15 protein-coding genes are annotated in these 15359 nt (G+C 64.8%); 14 read left to right on the top strand and 1 reads right to left on the bottom strand.

The annotated features are described in order from the left end of the window. Positions 1-14: 14 nt before the first annotated feature. The gene (locus ACX82Z_RS16165; RefSeq protein WP_459590094.1) at positions 15-905 is read left to right on the top strand and encodes a LysR family transcriptional regulator; all 891 of its coding nucleotides are present in this window, start codon (positions 15-17) and stop codon (positions 903-905) included. 22 nt (positions 906-927) lie between these two features. Here ACX82Z_RS16165 and ACX82Z_RS16160 read toward each other — a convergent pair whose 3' ends face one another. Beyond that, on the bottom strand, positions 928-1554 hold the full coding sequence (locus ACX82Z_RS16160; protein WP_459590093.1) for a TetR/AcrR family transcriptional regulator: 627 nt from the start codon (positions 1552-1554) through the stop codon (positions 928-930). 182 nt (positions 1555-1736) lie between these two features. On the opposite strand from ACX82Z_RS16160, the gene ACX82Z_RS16155 reads away from it, so the two are divergent. The 13 genes from ACX82Z_RS16155 to trbG all read left to right on the top strand — a co-directional run bounded on the left by ACX82Z_RS16155 (position 1737) and on the right by trbG (position 15328). Beyond that, positions 1737-3377, top strand: a complete 1641-nt coding sequence (locus tag ACX82Z_RS16155) for a carboxylesterase/lipase family protein (RefSeq protein ID WP_459590092.1) — start codon at positions 1737-1739, stop codon at positions 3375-3377. A gap of 73 nt (positions 3378-3450) precedes the next feature. Beyond that, positions 3451-4347, top strand: a complete 897-nt coding sequence (locus ACX82Z_RS16150) for a LysR family transcriptional regulator (protein ID WP_459590091.1) — start codon at positions 3451-3453, stop codon at positions 4345-4347. 159 nt (positions 4348-4506) lie between these two features. After that, entirely contained in the window at positions 4507-6495 is a 1989-nt protein-coding gene (locus ACX82Z_RS16145) for a conjugal transfer protein TraG (RefSeq protein ID WP_459590090.1), read from the top strand. A 10-nt stretch (positions 6496-6505) separates the two neighbouring features. Then, positions 6506-6967 (top strand): ribbon-helix-helix domain-containing protein, encoded by a 462-nt coding sequence (locus tag ACX82Z_RS16140; protein ID WP_459590089.1) that lies wholly within the window; start codon positions 6506-6508, stop codon positions 6965-6967. Positions 6968-7113: 146 nt separating this feature from the next. Next, positions 7114-8109 carry a P-type conjugative transfer ATPase TrbB gene (gene trbB, locus ACX82Z_RS16135; protein WP_459590088.1) on the top strand — a complete coding sequence of 332 codons (996 nt, stop codon included), beginning with the start codon at positions 7114-7116 and terminating at the stop codon, positions 8107-8109. Continuing rightward, a complete protein-coding gene (locus ACX82Z_RS16130) occupies positions 8106-8438 on the top strand; it encodes a TrbC/VirB2 family type IV secretion system protein (RefSeq protein WP_459590087.1) in 333 nt (110 codons plus the stop codon). The genes trbB and ACX82Z_RS16130 overlap by 4 nt, the downstream gene beginning before the upstream one ends. Then, entirely contained in the window at positions 8438-8719 is a 282-nt protein-coding gene (locus ACX82Z_RS16125) for a VirB3 family type IV secretion system protein (protein WP_459590086.1), read from the top strand. The genes ACX82Z_RS16130 and ACX82Z_RS16125 overlap by 1 nt, the downstream gene beginning before the upstream one ends. Positions 8720-8729: 10 nt before the next feature. Then, the gene (trbE, locus tag ACX82Z_RS16120) at positions 8730-11222 is read left to right on the top strand and encodes a conjugal transfer protein TrbE (RefSeq protein WP_459590085.1); all 2493 of its coding nucleotides are present in this window, start codon (positions 8730-8732) and stop codon (positions 11220-11222) included. Beyond that, positions 11219-11983 (top strand): P-type conjugative transfer protein TrbJ, encoded by a 765-nt coding sequence (gene trbJ, locus ACX82Z_RS16115; RefSeq protein WP_058899652.1) that lies wholly within the window; start codon positions 11219-11221, stop codon positions 11981-11983. The genes trbE and trbJ overlap by 4 nt, the downstream gene beginning before the upstream one ends. Before the next feature lie 13 nt (positions 11984-11996). Continuing rightward, on the top strand, positions 11997-12284 hold the full coding sequence (gene trbK-alt, locus ACX82Z_RS16110) for a putative entry exclusion protein TrbK-alt (RefSeq protein WP_058899653.1): 288 nt from the start codon (positions 11997-11999) through the stop codon (positions 12282-12284). A gap of 4 nt (positions 12285-12288) precedes the next feature. Continuing rightward, positions 12289-13650 (top strand): P-type conjugative transfer protein TrbL, encoded by a 1362-nt coding sequence (gene trbL, locus ACX82Z_RS16105; RefSeq protein ID WP_058899654.1) that lies wholly within the window; start codon positions 12289-12291, stop codon positions 13648-13650. Beyond that, on the top strand, positions 13647-14336 hold the full coding sequence (gene trbF / locus ACX82Z_RS16100; protein WP_058899655.1) for a conjugal transfer protein TrbF: 690 nt from the start codon (positions 13647-13649) through the stop codon (positions 14334-14336). The genes trbL and trbF overlap by 4 nt, the downstream gene beginning before the upstream one ends. Continuing rightward, positions 14333-15328, top strand: a complete 996-nt coding sequence (gene trbG / locus ACX82Z_RS16095) for a P-type conjugative transfer protein TrbG (RefSeq protein ID WP_058899656.1) — start codon at positions 14333-14335, stop codon at positions 15326-15328. The genes trbF and trbG overlap by 4 nt, the downstream gene beginning before the upstream one ends. Positions 15329-15359: the final 31 nt, after the last annotated feature.

Below are 15359 nucleotides of genomic sequence, written 5' to 3'. Positions count from 1 at the left end.
GCAATCACATTCCCATGGCGTCGCTGATCCAGACGCTCGGCGTTGCCGAGTATCTGAACTTCCGACACGCGGCGAATGCCATGGGCATCAGCCAGTCCAGTGTCAGCGCGCGCGTCAAGGCGCTTGAGGAAGACCTTGGCATCCTCCTGTTCGAGCGCCATGCACGCGGAGTCCGGCTGACGGAAGCCGGTCGGCATTTCGTCGAACGGGTGACGACCGGCATCGACCAGCTCGACCATGCAGTCAGGACCGCCGGTATGGTGGCGCGGGGCGAGCATGGCCGGCTGCGCGTCGGTATCCATGCCCTCATCCCCGGCAGCTTCCTCGCCACCCTGATCCAACGCTACCGGGAGCTGCATCCGGGGATAGACGTGGAGATCGCCGAAGGAACGGCCCGTGATAGCATCATGCGGCTTCGGGCAAACAGGCTGGACCTGACTTTCGTGGCGGGCTCGCCCGAGTTTCCCGACTGCCATTCGCAGCCGATATGGACCGAACGATTGCTGGCCGCGCTGCCCTCGCGCCATCCGCTCGCCGATAGAGCGGGCGTGACCTGGGCTGATCTGGCGGGCGACACATTCATTGACCGGCAGGGTGGCACCGGGCCACAGGTGCATGACCATATCGTCATGCACCTCGCTGGCAACTCGCCGGACCTGTCGATTCTGCGCTTCGACGTTGATCGTATCACACTGCTGTCGATGGTCGCGCAGGGTTATGGCGTCACCATTGCCGGCGAGGCGACGACGCTCCTGCACGCGCCCGGCGTGACGTTCCTGCCGATCCTCGACGAACTCGAACCTCTGCCGTTTTCTGCGATCTGGTCCCCACACAATCGCAGTCCGGCTCTCCGAAGCCTTCTCGACATTGCAGGCCAGATGAGTCGGTCGGGCCGGTCGATCTGACCACTCCGGTATTGCCATGAGTTCACCTGCCACCACGTGATGACGGCGTGTTGTTGCGCCGATCGGGGATAAATATGCCGTCTAGCACATAGTCGATCAATTGCTCGGCGCTTCTCTTGTCGCGTACTCCGAGGAGGATGCGTGACGACATGCCATCCTGCACCGCGACCAGCTTCTCGGCCTCCATAGCGAGATCGAGCCTATCCGGGATTTGACCAGTCTTCTTCGCCTGCTGGAGAATATGGACTATTAAGTCGTCGAGATGCGGGCCGCCTTCAAAGAGTGTGCTGATGATATCAGGATCAGATATGGCCCGAACGAAGTAGGCTACGTTAACTAGATAACGATCCCGACTTTCTTTGTCTAAAGGTACCAATGTGAGTAGCAGGTTTCTTAGGCGCTCGCGTGGAGTTCCATCAACTAGCGTATCTTCGATATATTTTCGATCACGCTGAAGACGATAGGAGAAGGCGTCCGCTAAGAGACGTTCCCGAGTCGAGAAGTAATACTGCACCAAGCGCGTCGAGATTCCCGCTTCGGCGGCTACGCGCCGCATGGTGACATCTTCCAAGCCACCTTTTGCAGCCAGCCTCCACACCGCCTCGGCGATCTGCAGTCGGCGTTCTTCATGATCGGCAGGTCTCGCCATCCGCCTTTCTCACTTTCGTTTCGATCAAAACTGGCCAGCGCCGATACGACCGTATCAAGATACAGCCTGTTGCGACGACCCCAATGGAAATTATTGACTTGGACCAATTTTGATACGATCGTATCAAGCGCAGATAGCCCGCGCTTTCGTGCACCCGCAGCCCGTAAATAGCGAGATCGAGAATGGCCTTTCCCCACACAATGCTCAAAAGCAGCGTTCTACGATCATCATTGTGCGGCCTCATCCTTTCCGTGCTTCTCGTTGCGTGCAATGGCCACGCTGGCGAAATCGATCCTGACGGACGCGCGGTTGTGAAAGAGGGCGCGTTGCAGGGGACACGGGTGTCCAATGCATGGGTGTTCCATGCTGTCCCGTACGCCGCACCGCCGGTTGGGGAGCGGCGCTTCGCAGCACCGCAGCCTCCCGAGTCGTGGGAAGGCGTACGAGATGCGAGCGACGTGGGTCCCTTATGCCCGCAGGGCGAAGCGCTCGATGAAGACTGCCTTTACCTGACTATATCTGTTCCAGGCAACGGCGCAGACGAGCCCAGGCCAGTTATGGTTTGGCTCCATGGCGGTGGTCTACATGTCGGCTCGCCGAACGAGTATGACGCGACGCGGATGGCCGTCGAGGGCGACGTTATCGTCGTGAAGGTCGCTTCCCGGCTTAACGTGTTTGGCTACCTCGCATTGCCAGGCCTTGAGGGAGGCGGCCAGTTCGGATTGCTCGATGAGCAAGCGGCCTTGCGATGGGTCCGAAGCAACATTGCCGCATTTGGTGGTGACCCAGACAATATCACGCTGTTCGGAGAGTCTGGCGGCGCGGTTCGGACGTGCGCCCACATCGTCTCTCCCGGCTCGCGCGGGCTTTTTCATAAGGCGATTTTGCAAAGCGGTGGCTGCCACACGGAGTGGCCGACCAATGTCACCGCCTTCGGCACCTTTTGGGTATCCATTGAGCAAGCTGAACAGAAGGGAATTGAAATTGCCCAGATGCTTGGCTGCACTCAGGATGCTGACAACGCGCGGATTTCCTGCATAAGGGACATTTTCCCCGCGAAACTCCTTGAGGTGGGCGCGGAGAGAAGCGGCCAAGCCGCTTATGGTACGGCGACGCTTCCCACCATGCCTGGGACCGCACTCGCGGATGGGGATTTCAATCACGTACCCGTGCTCGTCGGCACTAACCGCGACGAAGGCCGCTCATTCGTCGGTCTCGCGCGTCTCTTGGGCTCGCCGATCACCGAGGACGTATACGCCGATCTGTTGAAGGAAGGTTATGGAGAACATGCTGAGGCCATCGGCAGGCGCTATCCGGTTTCTTTGTTCCCCGGAGAACCGGAGGCCGCTGCGCTCGCATGGGCTGAAACTATTACCGCACGCATGTTCGCTTGTCCGGCCAACGAGGACATGCACGCGCTCGCGGCAAAGGCTCCTGTCTATGGGTATCTATTTGACGATCCGAATGCCATTGGCCTTGTACCGTTCGCGCCCGACTTTCCGTCCGGCGCTTCACATTCAGGCGAACTGCCGCTGCTGTTCGATCTGACGAACGGGATGCCGATTGATATCGGAACGGGTGAAAAGCTGCCCCTTAGCGAAGAACAACGGACACTCGGCGAAGCCATGATTCGCTATTGGACGACCTTTGCCCGTACTGGGGCCCCCAATGCCTTGGGGCTGCCGCACTGGCCAAGGTTCGATCCTCCACGCCAAGCATCCGTACTCCGACTAACTCCAGACATGGAGACGACCGAGCTTATTGATGCGCACCAACTCCACCAGTGCGACTTCTGGAAGACGATCATTGAACGAACGCGGTAACATGCGGCGGTTCTCTTACAAAGGTTTTGGTGAACGAGGCGAAGGTAACAAACCTCTCTCGCTGGGAGCACGTGTGCCCCTTGTTTCTTTAATTCAAACGCTCGCTGTCGCCGAATATCTGAACTTCCGCCATGCCGCGAACGCCATGGGCATCAGCCAGTCGAGTGTGAGCGCGCGGGTGAAGGCGCTGGAGGAAAACCTTGGCATACTCTTGTTTGAGCGTCACGCACGCGGCGTCCGGCTGACAGAAGCCGGTCGGCATTTCGTCGAACGGGTGACGACCGGCATCGACCAGCTCGACCATGCAGTCAGGACCGCCGGTATGGTGGCGCGGGGCGAGCATGGCCGGCTGCGCGTCGGTATCCATGCCCTCATCCCCGGCAGCTTCCTCGCCACCCTGATCCAACGCTACCGGGAGCTGCATCCGGGGATAGACGTGGAGATCGCCGAGGGCACGGCCCGCGATAGCGTCATGCGGCTTCGCGCCAACGGCCTCGATCTTACATTCGTAGCGGGCTCACCCGAGTTTCCCGATTGTCATTCCCGCCCCATATGGCGCGAACGGCTTCTGGCCGCGCTGCCCGCACGCCATCCGCTCGCCGATGGGGCGGGCGTGACCTGGGCCGATCTGGCGGGCGAGACGTTCATTGTCCGGCAGGGCGGCACCGGGCCGCAGGTGCATGACCACATCGTCATGCGCCTCACTGGCAACGCGCCGGACCTATGCATTCTGCGCTTCGACGTTGATCGTATCACACTGCTGTCGATGGTCGCGCAGGGTTATGGCGTCACCATTGCCGGCGAGGCGACGACGCTCCTGCACGCGCCCGGCGTGACGTTCCTGCCGATCCTCGACGAACTCGAACCTCTGCCGTTTTCTGCGATCTGGTCCCCACACAATCGCAGTCCGGCTCTCCGAAGCCTTCTCGACATTGCAGGCCAGATGAGTCGGTCGGGCCGGTCGATCTGACTCGCTCGGCAGTTTACCCGGCCTCGCGATCCCGGTGCGCCCCATCCTATTTGCCGCCGATAGTATCCGGCAGCCCTCCGGCATCATCTTTCCTGTTGCCCGACCCGCGAACGCCTACTCTCTGATCGGCTCCGTCTCTTTTGCCGACTGGAGCCTGCATTGCGCGGAGGCCGAATCCTTTGGGGTCAGATCGCTGTCGTCTTCACCATCGTTCTGGCGATGACGTGGGCGGCGACGCAATGGGTTGCCTTCCGCCTCGGCTTCCAGCCCCAGCTTGGCAGTCCGTGGTTCGAGCTGCCGGGCTGGCCGGTCTATTACCCGCCGGCCTTCTTCTGGTGGTGGTTCTCCTTCGACGCCTATGCGCCCGCGATCTTCGTGGAGGGCGCGATCATCGCAGCGTCGGGCGGCTTCATCGCAATCGCCGCCGCCATCCTCATGTCGATCATCCGGGCGCGCGAGGCACGCAACGTCGCGACCTACGGTTCGGCGCGATGGGCCGAGAACCGGGAAATCCGCGCCGCCGGTCTGCTCGGTCCCGATGGCGTGGTGCTCGGCCGATACGACAGGGACTATCTGCGCCATGACGGTCCCGAGCATGTCCTATGCTTCGCGCCAACCCGGAGCGGCAAAGGCGTCGGATTGGTGGTGCCGACGCTGCTGACATGGCCCGCATCCGCCATTGTCCATGACATAAAAGGGGAAAACTGGACGCTGACAGCGGGCTTTCGCGCGAAGCACGGCCGCGTCCTGCTGTTCGATCCGACCAACGCCAGATCGTCCGCCTACAACCCGCTGCTGGAGGTTCGGCAAGGGGAATGGGAGGTCCGCGACGTGCAGAATATCGCCGATATTCTGGTCGATCCCGAAGGCAGTCTCGACAAGCGCAACCATTGGGAAAAGACCAGCCATAGCCTGCTTGTCGGTGCGATCCTTCATGTTCTCTACGCGGAGAAGGACAAGACCTTGGCAGGCGTCGCCAACTTCCTGTCCGATCCCCGCCGTCCGGTCGAGGCGACCTTGCGCGCGATGATGGACACGCCGCATCTCGGCGAGGCGGGCGTTCATCCCGTAATAGCGTCATCGGCCCGCGAGCTGCTGAACAAATCCGAGAACGAGCGGTCGGGCGTGTTGAGCACCGCCATGTCGTTCCTCGGCCTCTACCGCGATCCCGTGGTGGCACGGGTGACGGCAAGATGCGATTGGCGCATTGCCGATCTGGTCGGAAGCCGCCGGCCCGTCACGCTCTATCTGGTCGTGCCGCCGTCCGACATAAACCGCACCAAGCCGCTGATCCGCCTGATCCTCAACCAGATCGGCAGGCGGTTGACGGAGGAATTGACCAGCTCCGGCAAGCGCCATCGGCTGCTGTTGATGTTGGACGAGTTTCCGGCGCTCGGCAGATTGGATTTTTTCGAGTCCGCCTTGGCCTTCATGGCGGGTTACGGCCTCAAAGGCTTCCTGATCGCGCAGAGTCTCAACCAGATCGAGCGCGCCTATGGGCCGAACAACGCGATCCTCGACAACTGCCATGTGCGCGTCAGCTTTGCCACCAACGACGAGCGCACCGCCAAAAGAGTGAGCGATGCGCTCGGCACCGCGACCGAGCTGCGCGATTCCACCAACTATGCCGGCCATCGCCTCGCGCCGTGGCTGGGGCATTTGATGGTTTCCCGGCAGGAAACCGCGCGTCCGCTCATGACGCCGGGCGAAATCATGCAGCTTCCGCCGACCGACGAAATCGTCATGGTCGCGGGCACGCCGCCGATCCGCGCCACCAAGGCCCGCTACTACGAGGACGCGCGGTTTCAGGAGCGCATCCTGCCACCGCCCGATCTGGTCGCCGCTCCGCTGGCGCCCAGCCCATCGTCCGATGACTGGTCCGGCCGCGTGGTCGCAGCGGAAAGCGGTTCCGCGATGGACGCCGGAGACGAGGCCGGGGGCGATCCGGCCAATGCTGGAATCCGCCGCGAACCGGAATTGCCCGAGCATGAGGAAATTGTCGCCCCGGCACCATCGCCCGAACAGGAGTTCGAGTTTCTGGACGACGAGCCAGACGTTGACGCGGCCAAGGCCCGCGCCATGCGCCAGCGCATGAGGATGGTGGCGCGGCAGGTGGCATTGAATCCCGATGACGGAATCGACCTTTGAGGACACTCCTATGGCAACCAGAACCCGCCTGAATCTCTATTTCGACCCCGCGCTTATGCCGCAGATCGAGTCGCTGGCGCTGCGCCGCAAAGTCTCGAAATCCGCCATCGTGGAGGCGGCCGTCATGTCCTATCTGTCAGGCGATTCCGCCGACCAGCTTGAAGCAGCCATGTCGCGGCGCTTGGACAAGCTCGGCCGCCAGATCGACACGCTCGACATGGACCTTGCCGTTCTTGGCGAGACGGTCGCGCAGTTCATCCATTTCTGGATGACCCTCACGCCGCCGCTTTCGGGGACCGCGCAATCCGCTGCCCGCGCGAAAGGTGCGGAGCGGTTCGAGGGATTCATGCAGAATCTCGGCCGGAGGCTGGCGACAGGCGACAGGTTCCTCAAAGAGCTGTCGCGTGACCTCGACTCACTCCGTGACGATCCGTTGCCGGATGAGTCAAAGACCAACGGCGATCAAGAGTAAGTATTCGGACCCATCCTATTTGCCGCCGTTCGCCGCCGATCACCGCACGCAGCTAGATACTTGTTGAACCAGCCGGATTTCGGCCTCTCTTAATCGACCCCGATCCGGGGATCGCCTGTCGCGCCCCGCCACAAGCCGGGGCCGACATGACCACCAACCACCAAAAACCGGAAGCCATTGCGCGCGGCGCGCGCATGTTGCGCACCGCGCTCGGCCCCGCCATTGCCCGGCTGCTCGAAGACCCGGCCGTGGTTGAGGTGATGCTCAACCCGGACGGGCGGTTGTGGATCGACCGCCTGTCCGAAGGACTGTCCGACACGGGCGAGCGGCTGTCCGCCGCCGATGGCGAACGCATCGTGCGGTTGGTCGCGCATCATGTCGGCGCGGAGGTTCATGCCCGCAGCCCGCGCGTCTCGGCCGAGCTGCCGGAGTCGGGCGAAAGATTCGAGGGCCTGCTGCCGCCCGTGGTCGCCGCCCCGACCTTCGCCATCCGCAAACCCGCCGTCGCCGTATTCAGCCTCGACGACTATGTGGCGGCCGGCATCATGTCCGCCGATCAGGCCGCGATCCTACGCGCGGCCGTTTCCTCCCGCGCCAACATCCTCGTGGCGGGCGGCACCAGCACCGGCAAGACCACGCTGACCAACGCGCTGCTCGCCGAGGTGGCGAAGACTTCGGATCGCGTGGTCATCATCGAGGACACGCGCGAGCTGCAATGCGCCGCGCCCAACCTTGTCGCCATGCGGACGAAAGACGGCGTGGCGACTCTTTCCGATCTGGTCCGTTCCTCGCTGCGCCTGCGCCCGGATCGCATCCCCATCGGCGAGGTGCGCGGATCGGAAGCCCTCGACCTTCTGAAAGCATGGGGCACCGGCCATCCGGGCGGGATCGGAACCATTCACGCCGGCACCGGCATCGGTGCGCTCCGTCGCCTTGAACAGCTCATTCAAGAGGCTGTCGTCACCGTCCCACGCGCGCTGATCGCCGAGACCATCGACCTTGTTGCCGTCCTTTCCGGGCGCGGTTCCGCGCGCCGGCTGGCCGAACTCGCCCGCGTCGAAGGGCTGGGGCCGGACGGCGACTACCGCATCACGCATCCCATCCCTTTGGCAATCCCCACCAGCACAGGAGAATCTTCATGATCCGCACATTCTCGCGCGGCTATCGCACCATGGCGACCGCCGCATTCACCCTTGCCATCAGCCTCATGCTCGCTCCGGCCGCCCACGCGTCCGGTTCGTCGATGCCATGGGAAGCGCCGCTCCAAAGCATCCTCCAATCCATCGAGGGGCCGGTCGCCAAGATCATCGCCGTCATCATCATCATCGTCACCGGCCTGACACTGGCCTTCGGCGATACAGGTGGCGGCTTCCGCAAGCTGATCCAGATTGTTTTCGGCCTGTCCATCGCTTTCGCGGCGTCGAGCTTCTTCCTGTCGTTCTTCTCGTTCGGCGGCGGGGCGCTCGTTTGATGGCGGGCGGCCTTGAACAGCTCGACGCGGTGCCGGGCTTTACCGTTCCGGTCCATCGGGCGCTGACCGAGCATATCCTGCTCGGCGGCGCTCCCCGCGCCATCGCCATCATGAACGGCACGCTGGCCGGGGCCGTGGGCCTCGGCCTGCGCCTCTGGCTGGTCGGCCTCGCCATATGGGCCATCGGCCATTTCGCGGCTGTGTGGGCGGCGAAGCGCGATCCCCAATTCGTCGAGGTCGGGCGCAGGCATCTGCGCATCCCGGCTTTTCTGTCGGTGTGAGGGCGCGGCCATGATGAACCTTTCCGAATACCGCCGCACCGCCGCCCGGCTCGCCGACTATCTGCCATGGGCCGCGCTGGTCGGCTCCGGCGTCGTGCTCAACAAGGACGGGAGTTTTCAGAGGACCGCGAAGTTTCGCGGTCCCGATCTGGATTCCGCCGTCGCGGCCGAGCTGGTCGCCGTCGCCGGGCGCATCAACAATGCCGTCCGCCGTCTAGGATCGGGCTGGAGCATTTTTGTCGAGGCGCAGCGCAGCGAGGCCGCGACCTATCCCGACAGCACGTTTCCCGATCCGGCATCCGCGCTGGTCGATGCCGAGCGCAAAGCCGGTTTCGAGGAAGCGGGCACGCATTTCGTGTCCGGCTATTTCCTGACCTTTCTCTATCTGCCCCCGGCCGAGGAAGCCGCCCGCGCAGAAACATGGCTCTACGAGGGCCGGGAGAAAGCGGGCGTGGACCCGTGGGAGCTGCTGCGCGGCTTCGCGGATCGCACCAACCGCGTGCTGGCGCTGCTCGATGGCTTCATGCCGGAATGCCACTGGCTCGATGATACGGGCACGCTGACCTATCTCCATTCCACCGTCTCGACCAACCGGCATCGCGTGCGCGTGCCCGAAGTGCCGATGCACCTCGACGCGCTGCTGGCCGACCAGCCGTTGACCGGCGGGCTGGAGCCGCGTCTTGGTGGCGCGCATCTGCGCGTCCTGACCATCGTGGGATTCCCCACCGCGACGACGCCCGGCCTGCTCGACGAGATGAACCGGCTGCCGTTTCCGTATCGCTGGAGCACCCGCGCCATCCTACTCGACAAGACCGACGCGACGCGGCTGCTGACCCGCATCCGCCGTCAGTGGTTCGCCAAGCGCAAGAGCATCGCGGCGATTCTGAAAGAGGTGATGACCAACGAGCAATCCGCGCTCGTGGACACCGACGCCGCCAACAAGGCGCTCGACGCCGACATGGCGTTGCAGGAACTCGGCGCGGACGTGGCGGGCATGGCCTACGTCACGGCCACCGTCACCGTTTGGGATACCGACCCGCGCATTGCCGACGAGAAGCTGCGCCTGGTCGAGAAGATCGTTCAGGGCCGCGACTTCACCGCCATGGCCGAGACGGTCAACGCGGTTGACGCATGGCTCGGCAGCCTTCCCGGACACGCTTACGCCAATGTCCGGCAGCCGCCCATCAGCACTTTGAATCTCGCCCACATGATCCCGCTATCGGCGGTGTGGGCGGGGCCGGAACGGGACGAGCATTTCGGCGACGCTCCATTGCTCTACGCCAGGACCGAAGGCTCAACCCCGTTCCGGTTTTCTTTGCATGTCGGCGACGTGGGCCACACCCTCGTCGTCGGCCCGACTGGCGCGGGCAAGTCCGTGCTGCTCGCGCTCATGACCTTGCAGTTCCGCCGCTACGCAGATGCCCAGGTCTTTGCCTTCGATTTCGGCGGCTCGATCCGGGCGGCCGCGCTCGCCATGGGCGGTGACTGGCACGACCTCGGCGGCGGACTGACCGAAGGGTCCGACGCTTCCGTCTCGCTCCAGCCGCTCGCTCGCATCCACGACACCTATGAACGCGCCTGGGCCGGCGACTGGATCGCCGCAATCCTCATGCGCGAAGGCGTCGCGATCACGCCCGAGGTGAAGGAACACATCTGGACGGCGCTGACTTCGCTTGCGTCCGCGCCAGTCGAGGAACGCACCATCACCGGCCTTGCGGTCCTGCTGCAATCCAACGATCTGAAACAGGCGCTCCGCCCGTTCTGCGTCGGCGGAGCCTATGGCCGCTTGCTCGACGCCGAGGCCGAACATCTCGGCTCAGCGGACGTTCAAGCCTTCGAGATCGAAGGGCTGGTCGGAACCGGCGCGGCCCCCGCCGTGCTGGCCTATCTGTTCCATCGCATCGGCGACCGGCTCGACGGGCGGCCGACCCTGCTCATCATCGACGAGGGCTGGCTTGCGCTCGACGACGAGGGTTTCGCCGGTCAGCTCCGCGAATGGCTGAAGACGCTCAGGAAGAAGAACGCCAGCGTCGTCTTCGCCACGCAGAGCCTGTCCGACATCGACGGCAGCAACATCGCACCCGCCATAATCGAGAGCTGCCCGACGCGGCTCTTGTTGCCGAACGAACGCGCCATCGAGCCGCAGATCACGGCCATCTATCGCCGCTTCGGCCTGAATGATCGCCAGATCGAAATCCTCGCGCGGGCGACGCCCAAGCGGGACTACTACTGCCAGTCGCGGCGCGGCAATCGCCTGTTCGAGCTGGGCCTGTCCGAAGTCGGCCTCGCGCTCTGCGCCGCATCCGCCAAATCCGACCAGACCCGCATCGCCGAACTCGTCGCCGAGCATGGCCGCGAGGGCTTCCTCGCCGCCTGGCTGCGCGAACGCGGCGTCGATTGGGCGGCCGACCTGATCCCCAACCTCACCAATCTCGCCGACCGGCCGGAATCCGCCGCGCCGGCCGTGCCGGATAGCCTCCAAACCAAGGAAACCCTTCCATGACCTACTGCAAGATCATTGGAGCTTCGGCCGTTGCGCTGACGCTCGCCGTTCCAGTCGCGCTTTCGCCCATGCTGGCGAGCCCAGCCCATGCGCAATGGGTCGTCTATGACCCGTCCAACTTCGCTCAGAACGTGCTCACGGCGGCGCGCACGCTGGAGCAGATCAATAACCAGATCACGTCGCTTCAGAATGAAGCGCAGATGCTCATCAATCAGGCCCGCAATCTTGCGAGCCTGCCGTATAGCTCGCTCCAGCAGATTCAACAGAGCGTCCAGCGCACGCAGCAGCTTCTCGGCCAGGCGCAGAACATCGCCTTCGACGTGCAGCGCATCGACCAGGCGTTCCAGCAGCAATATGGCAACGTGTCGCTTACGGCCACCGAACAGCAGCTAGTCGCCGATGCGCGCTCGCGCTGGGAGAACACGGTCGGCGGCTTGCAAGACGCCATGCGCGTGCAGGCGGGCGTCGTCGGCAACATCGACACCAACCGCGCCGAAATGTCCGCGCTCGTCGGCCAGAGCCAGGGCGCGACTGGCGCGCTGCAAGCCACGCAGGCCGGCAACCAGCTTCTCGCCCTCCAGTCGCAGCAGCTTTCCGACCTGATCGCGCTCATCTCGGCGAACGGCCGCGCGGAGGCGCTGACCGAGGCCGAGCGCGCCACGGCCGCAGAGCAAGGCCGCATCCAGCGCCAGCGGTTCCTGACGCCCGGCACCGGCTATCAGCCGGGCAACCCACAGATGTTCAACAGCGGCAACAACTGACGGGAGGGTCGCCATGGACGGCAAGATGCTGGCCCGGCTCGGGGCCGTGGTGTTCGTCGCCATCGCCGTCACGGCGACCGCAATCGACATGGCGCGGAAGGACGAACCTTCCGCGCCGCCCGCCGCGCCGGCCCTCCAGCCGCCGGCCGATCCGCTCCGCGAAAGCCTGCGCCGCTGCCAGCAGCTCGGCGAGACGGCGGCGAGCGACGCCGCCTGCCTCGCCGCCTGGGCTGAATCCCGCGACCGTTTCCTTGGCCGCACGCCTTCGTCCGCCGCGCCGCAATCCAGCGAAAGGCGGTGAGCGCATGGGAAACACGGGCGTCATCGACAATTTCCTCGGGGTCTTCACCTCCTACATCGACAGCGGGTTCGGCCTGCTTAGCGGCGAGGTGGCCTTTATCGCCACCACGCTGATCGTCATCGACGTGACGCTCGCCGCGCTGTTTTGGGCCTGGGGCGCGGATGACGACATCATCGCCCGGCTGGTGAAGAAGACCCTGTTCGTCGGCGTCTTCGCCTACATCATCTCCAACTGGAACAACCTCGCGCGCATCGTCTTCGAGAGTTTCGCAGGTCTCGGCCTCATGGCCTCGGGCACCAGCTTTTCCGTCGCCGATCTGTTGCGGCCGGGCCGCGTGGCGCAGACCGGCCTCGACGCCGGCCGTCCGCTGCTCGAATCCATTTCCGACCTCATGGGCTGGATCGCCTTCTTCGAGAATTTCATCCAGATCGCGTGCCTGTTGTTCGCATGGGCGCTGGTGGTGCTGGCTTTCTTCATCCTCGCCATCCAGCTTTTCGTGACGCTGATCGAGTTCAAGCTGACCACGCTCGCCGGCTTCGTGCTGATCCCCTTCGGCCTGTTCGGCAAGACCGCCTTCATGGCCGAGAAGGTCTTGGGCAACGTGGTGTCGTCCGGCGTCAAGGTCTTGGTGCTCGCCGTCATCATCGGCATCGGCAGCACCTTGTTTTCGCAATTCACGGCCGGCTTCGGCGGCCAGACACCCAGCATCGACGACGCCATGGCCATCGTGCTGGCCGCGCTCTCGCTGCTCGGCCTCGGCATCTTCGGCCCCGGCATCGCCAACGGCATCGTCTCCGGTGGTCCGCAACTCGGCGCGGGCGCGGCCGTTGGAACTGGCCTCGCGGTCGGCGGCGCGGCCGTCGCCGCTGGCGGCGCGACCATGCTCGCCGCGAAGGGCGGAGCCGCCGCGCTCTCCGGTGGAGCCGCGGCCGTTCGTGGAGGCGCAGCCACCGCGGGCGCAGCCACAGCCGCCTATAGCGTTGGCTCGCTCGGCCAGACCGGGGCGGCCGGTATTGCCTCCGGCCTCGGCGGCGTTGCACGCGCCGCAGGCTCCGCCGCCATCTCGCCCCTCAAACGCGCCGCCGCGCGTGCCAGCGAATCCGTCAAGTCCAGCTTCACTGATGGCGCACGCGCGAGCTTCGGCGCGACGGGCGGCACGTCCTCCATGGGCACGGTCGGCGGCGCAAGTCCCGACCCGGCAGCCGCAGCGTCGGTTTCCTCCGCCGGCCCCCCCGCCTGGGCGCAGCGGATGCGGCGTTCGCAGGCAATGAACCATGGCACCACCATGGCCGCCCATGCGGTGCGCTCCGGCGACAGCTACGGCTCCGGTTCCTCCGTCAACCTTTCCGAAAGAGACCGCTCATGACCATCTTCAAACGACCATCGACCCATTACGGCAAATCGCCGGAACCCGAGACGCCCTATCGGAAGGCCGCGCAGGCATGGGACGAGCGCATCGGCTCGGCCCGCGTGCAGGCGAAGAACTGGCGCTATATGGCGTTCGGCTCGCTGATCCTGTCGGCCGGCTTCGCGTCCGCGCTGGTCTGGCAGTCGGCACGCGGGACCGTAGTGCCCTGGGTGGTGCAGGTCGATAGTCTCGGCCAGGCGCAAACCGTCGCGCCGGCCGTCGCCGATTACCGCCCAACCGATCCGCAGATCGCATGGCATCTCGGCCGCTTCATCGAACAGGTCCGCGCGATCCCGGCCGACGCCATCATCGTCCGCCAGAACTGGCTTCGCGCCTATGAGTTCACGACCGACCGGGGCGCGGCTGCCTTGAACGATTACGCCCGCGCCAATGACCCGTTCACCCGCGTCGGCCGTCAGCAGATCGCCGTCGAGGTCTCGAGCGTCATCCGGGCCTCCCCCGACAGCTTTCGCGTGGCGTGGACCGAGCGGCACTATGAGAACGGCCAGCTTTCCACGACTGAGCGATGGACCGCGATCCTGACCATCGTGATCCAGACACCGCGCGACGCCGAGCGCCTGCGAGCCAATCCGCTCGGCATCTACGTCAACGCGATTTCCTGGTCGCGGGAGATGAGCCAATGAGGAAGATCACTCACACACCCGCCGTTGCGGCCGTGCTGCTTTCGGCCACCATGCTGGCCGGCTGCGCCACCAATCGCACTCAGCAATGGAGCTACGACGCCGAGGTGCCGCCGCTGCCAGTGGTGCAGGCGGCCACCACCGACGACACGCCCCGGCCGCTGCACACGCCACCGGCATGGACCGTGGCGCGCGGCGGCGAGTCAGCCGCAACCCCGACCGGCCGCGTCGAGAACGCCAATGCCGCCGCCCGCGTCGAGCCACGCCGCGAAGGCTACTACAACGCCATCCAGATATATCCGTGGAGCGAAGGCGCGCTCTATCAGGTCTATGCCGCAGTCGGGCAGATCACCACCATTGCGCTGGAGTCGGGCGAGAGCCTGACCGGCGCGGGGCCGATCGCGGCCGGGGACACCGCCCGCTGGATCATCGGCGACACCGAAAGCGGCAGCGGTGCGAACCGCCGCGTCCATATCCTCGTGAAGCCGACACGCGCGGACATTTCCACCAACCTTGTCGTCACCACCGACCGGCGCACCTACATGATCGAGCTGCGCGCGCGGGAATCGCTCTACATGCCCGCCGTGGCTTGGGCCTATCCCGCGCCGCCGGCAGGCCAGCGCCAGACCGTTCCGGCCGCGCCCGTCATCCCGGCCGAGGCCGCGCGCAACTATCGCTACGGCCTGACCGGAGACAGTCCGCCCTGGCGGCCCATCTCCGTCTTCGACGACGGCCGCCGCGTCTATGTCGTCTTCCCGCACGGCATAGTGCAGGGCGAGATGCCGCCGATCTTCGTGCTCGGCTCGAACGGCGAGCCGCAGATCGTCAACAGCCGCATCCACCAGAACATCCTGATCGTGGACCGCCTGTTCGGCGCGGCCGAGCTGCGCCTTGGCAGCGGCAATCGCCAGCAGACGGTCAGGATCGTCCGCACCAACCCCACGCAGGCCGCCGCCGCGCAGCCCGCCAGCGCGACCGGAGATTCCCCGTCATGACAGACGACACCATCACCGACACCGCCGCGCC

The sequence above is a fragment of the Aliihoeflea sp. PC F10.4 genome (assembly GCF_054612275.1).
This window is presented reverse-complemented; position numbering and strand designations above follow the sequence as displayed.

Excerpts from the sequence above, each read along its gene's own strand:
- ACX82Z_RS16165 (WP_459590094.1), top strand. The coding sequence starts at position 15 with ATGGCGTCGCTGATCCAGACGCTCGGCGTTGCCGAGTATCTGAACTTC.
- ACX82Z_RS16160 (WP_459590093.1), bottom strand. The coding sequence starts at position 1,554 with ATGGCGAGACCTGCCGATCATGAAGAACGCCGACTGCAGATCGCCGAG.
- ACX82Z_RS16155 (WP_459590092.1), top strand. The coding sequence starts at position 1,737 with ATGGCCTTTCCCCACACAATGCTCAAAAGCAGCGTTCTACGATCATCA.
- ACX82Z_RS16140 (WP_459590089.1), top strand. The coding sequence starts at position 6,506 with ATGGCAACCAGAACCCGCCTGAATCTCTATTTCGACCCCGCGCTTATG.
- trbB (WP_459590088.1), top strand. The coding sequence starts at position 7,114 with ATGACCACCAACCACCAAAAACCGGAAGCCATTGCGCGCGGCGCGCGC.
- ACX82Z_RS16130 (WP_459590087.1), top strand. The coding sequence starts at position 8,106 with ATGATCCGCACATTCTCGCGCGGCTATCGCACCATGGCGACCGCCGCA.
- ACX82Z_RS16125 (WP_459590086.1), top strand. The coding sequence starts at position 8,438 with ATGGCGGGCGGCCTTGAACAGCTCGACGCGGTGCCGGGCTTTACCGTT.
- trbE (WP_459590085.1), top strand. The coding sequence starts at position 8,730 with ATGATGAACCTTTCCGAATACCGCCGCACCGCCGCCCGGCTCGCCGAC.
- trbJ (WP_058899652.1), top strand. The coding sequence starts at position 11,219 with ATGACCTACTGCAAGATCATTGGAGCTTCGGCCGTTGCGCTGACGCTC.
- trbK-alt (WP_058899653.1), top strand. The coding sequence starts at position 11,997 with ATGGACGGCAAGATGCTGGCCCGGCTCGGGGCCGTGGTGTTCGTCGCC.
- trbL (WP_058899654.1), top strand. The coding sequence starts at position 12,289 with ATGGGAAACACGGGCGTCATCGACAATTTCCTCGGGGTCTTCACCTCC.
- trbF (WP_058899655.1), top strand. The coding sequence starts at position 13,647 with ATGACCATCTTCAAACGACCATCGACCCATTACGGCAAATCGCCGGAA.
- trbG (WP_058899656.1), top strand. The coding sequence starts at position 14,333 with ATGAGGAAGATCACTCACACACCCGCCGTTGCGGCCGTGCTGCTTTCG.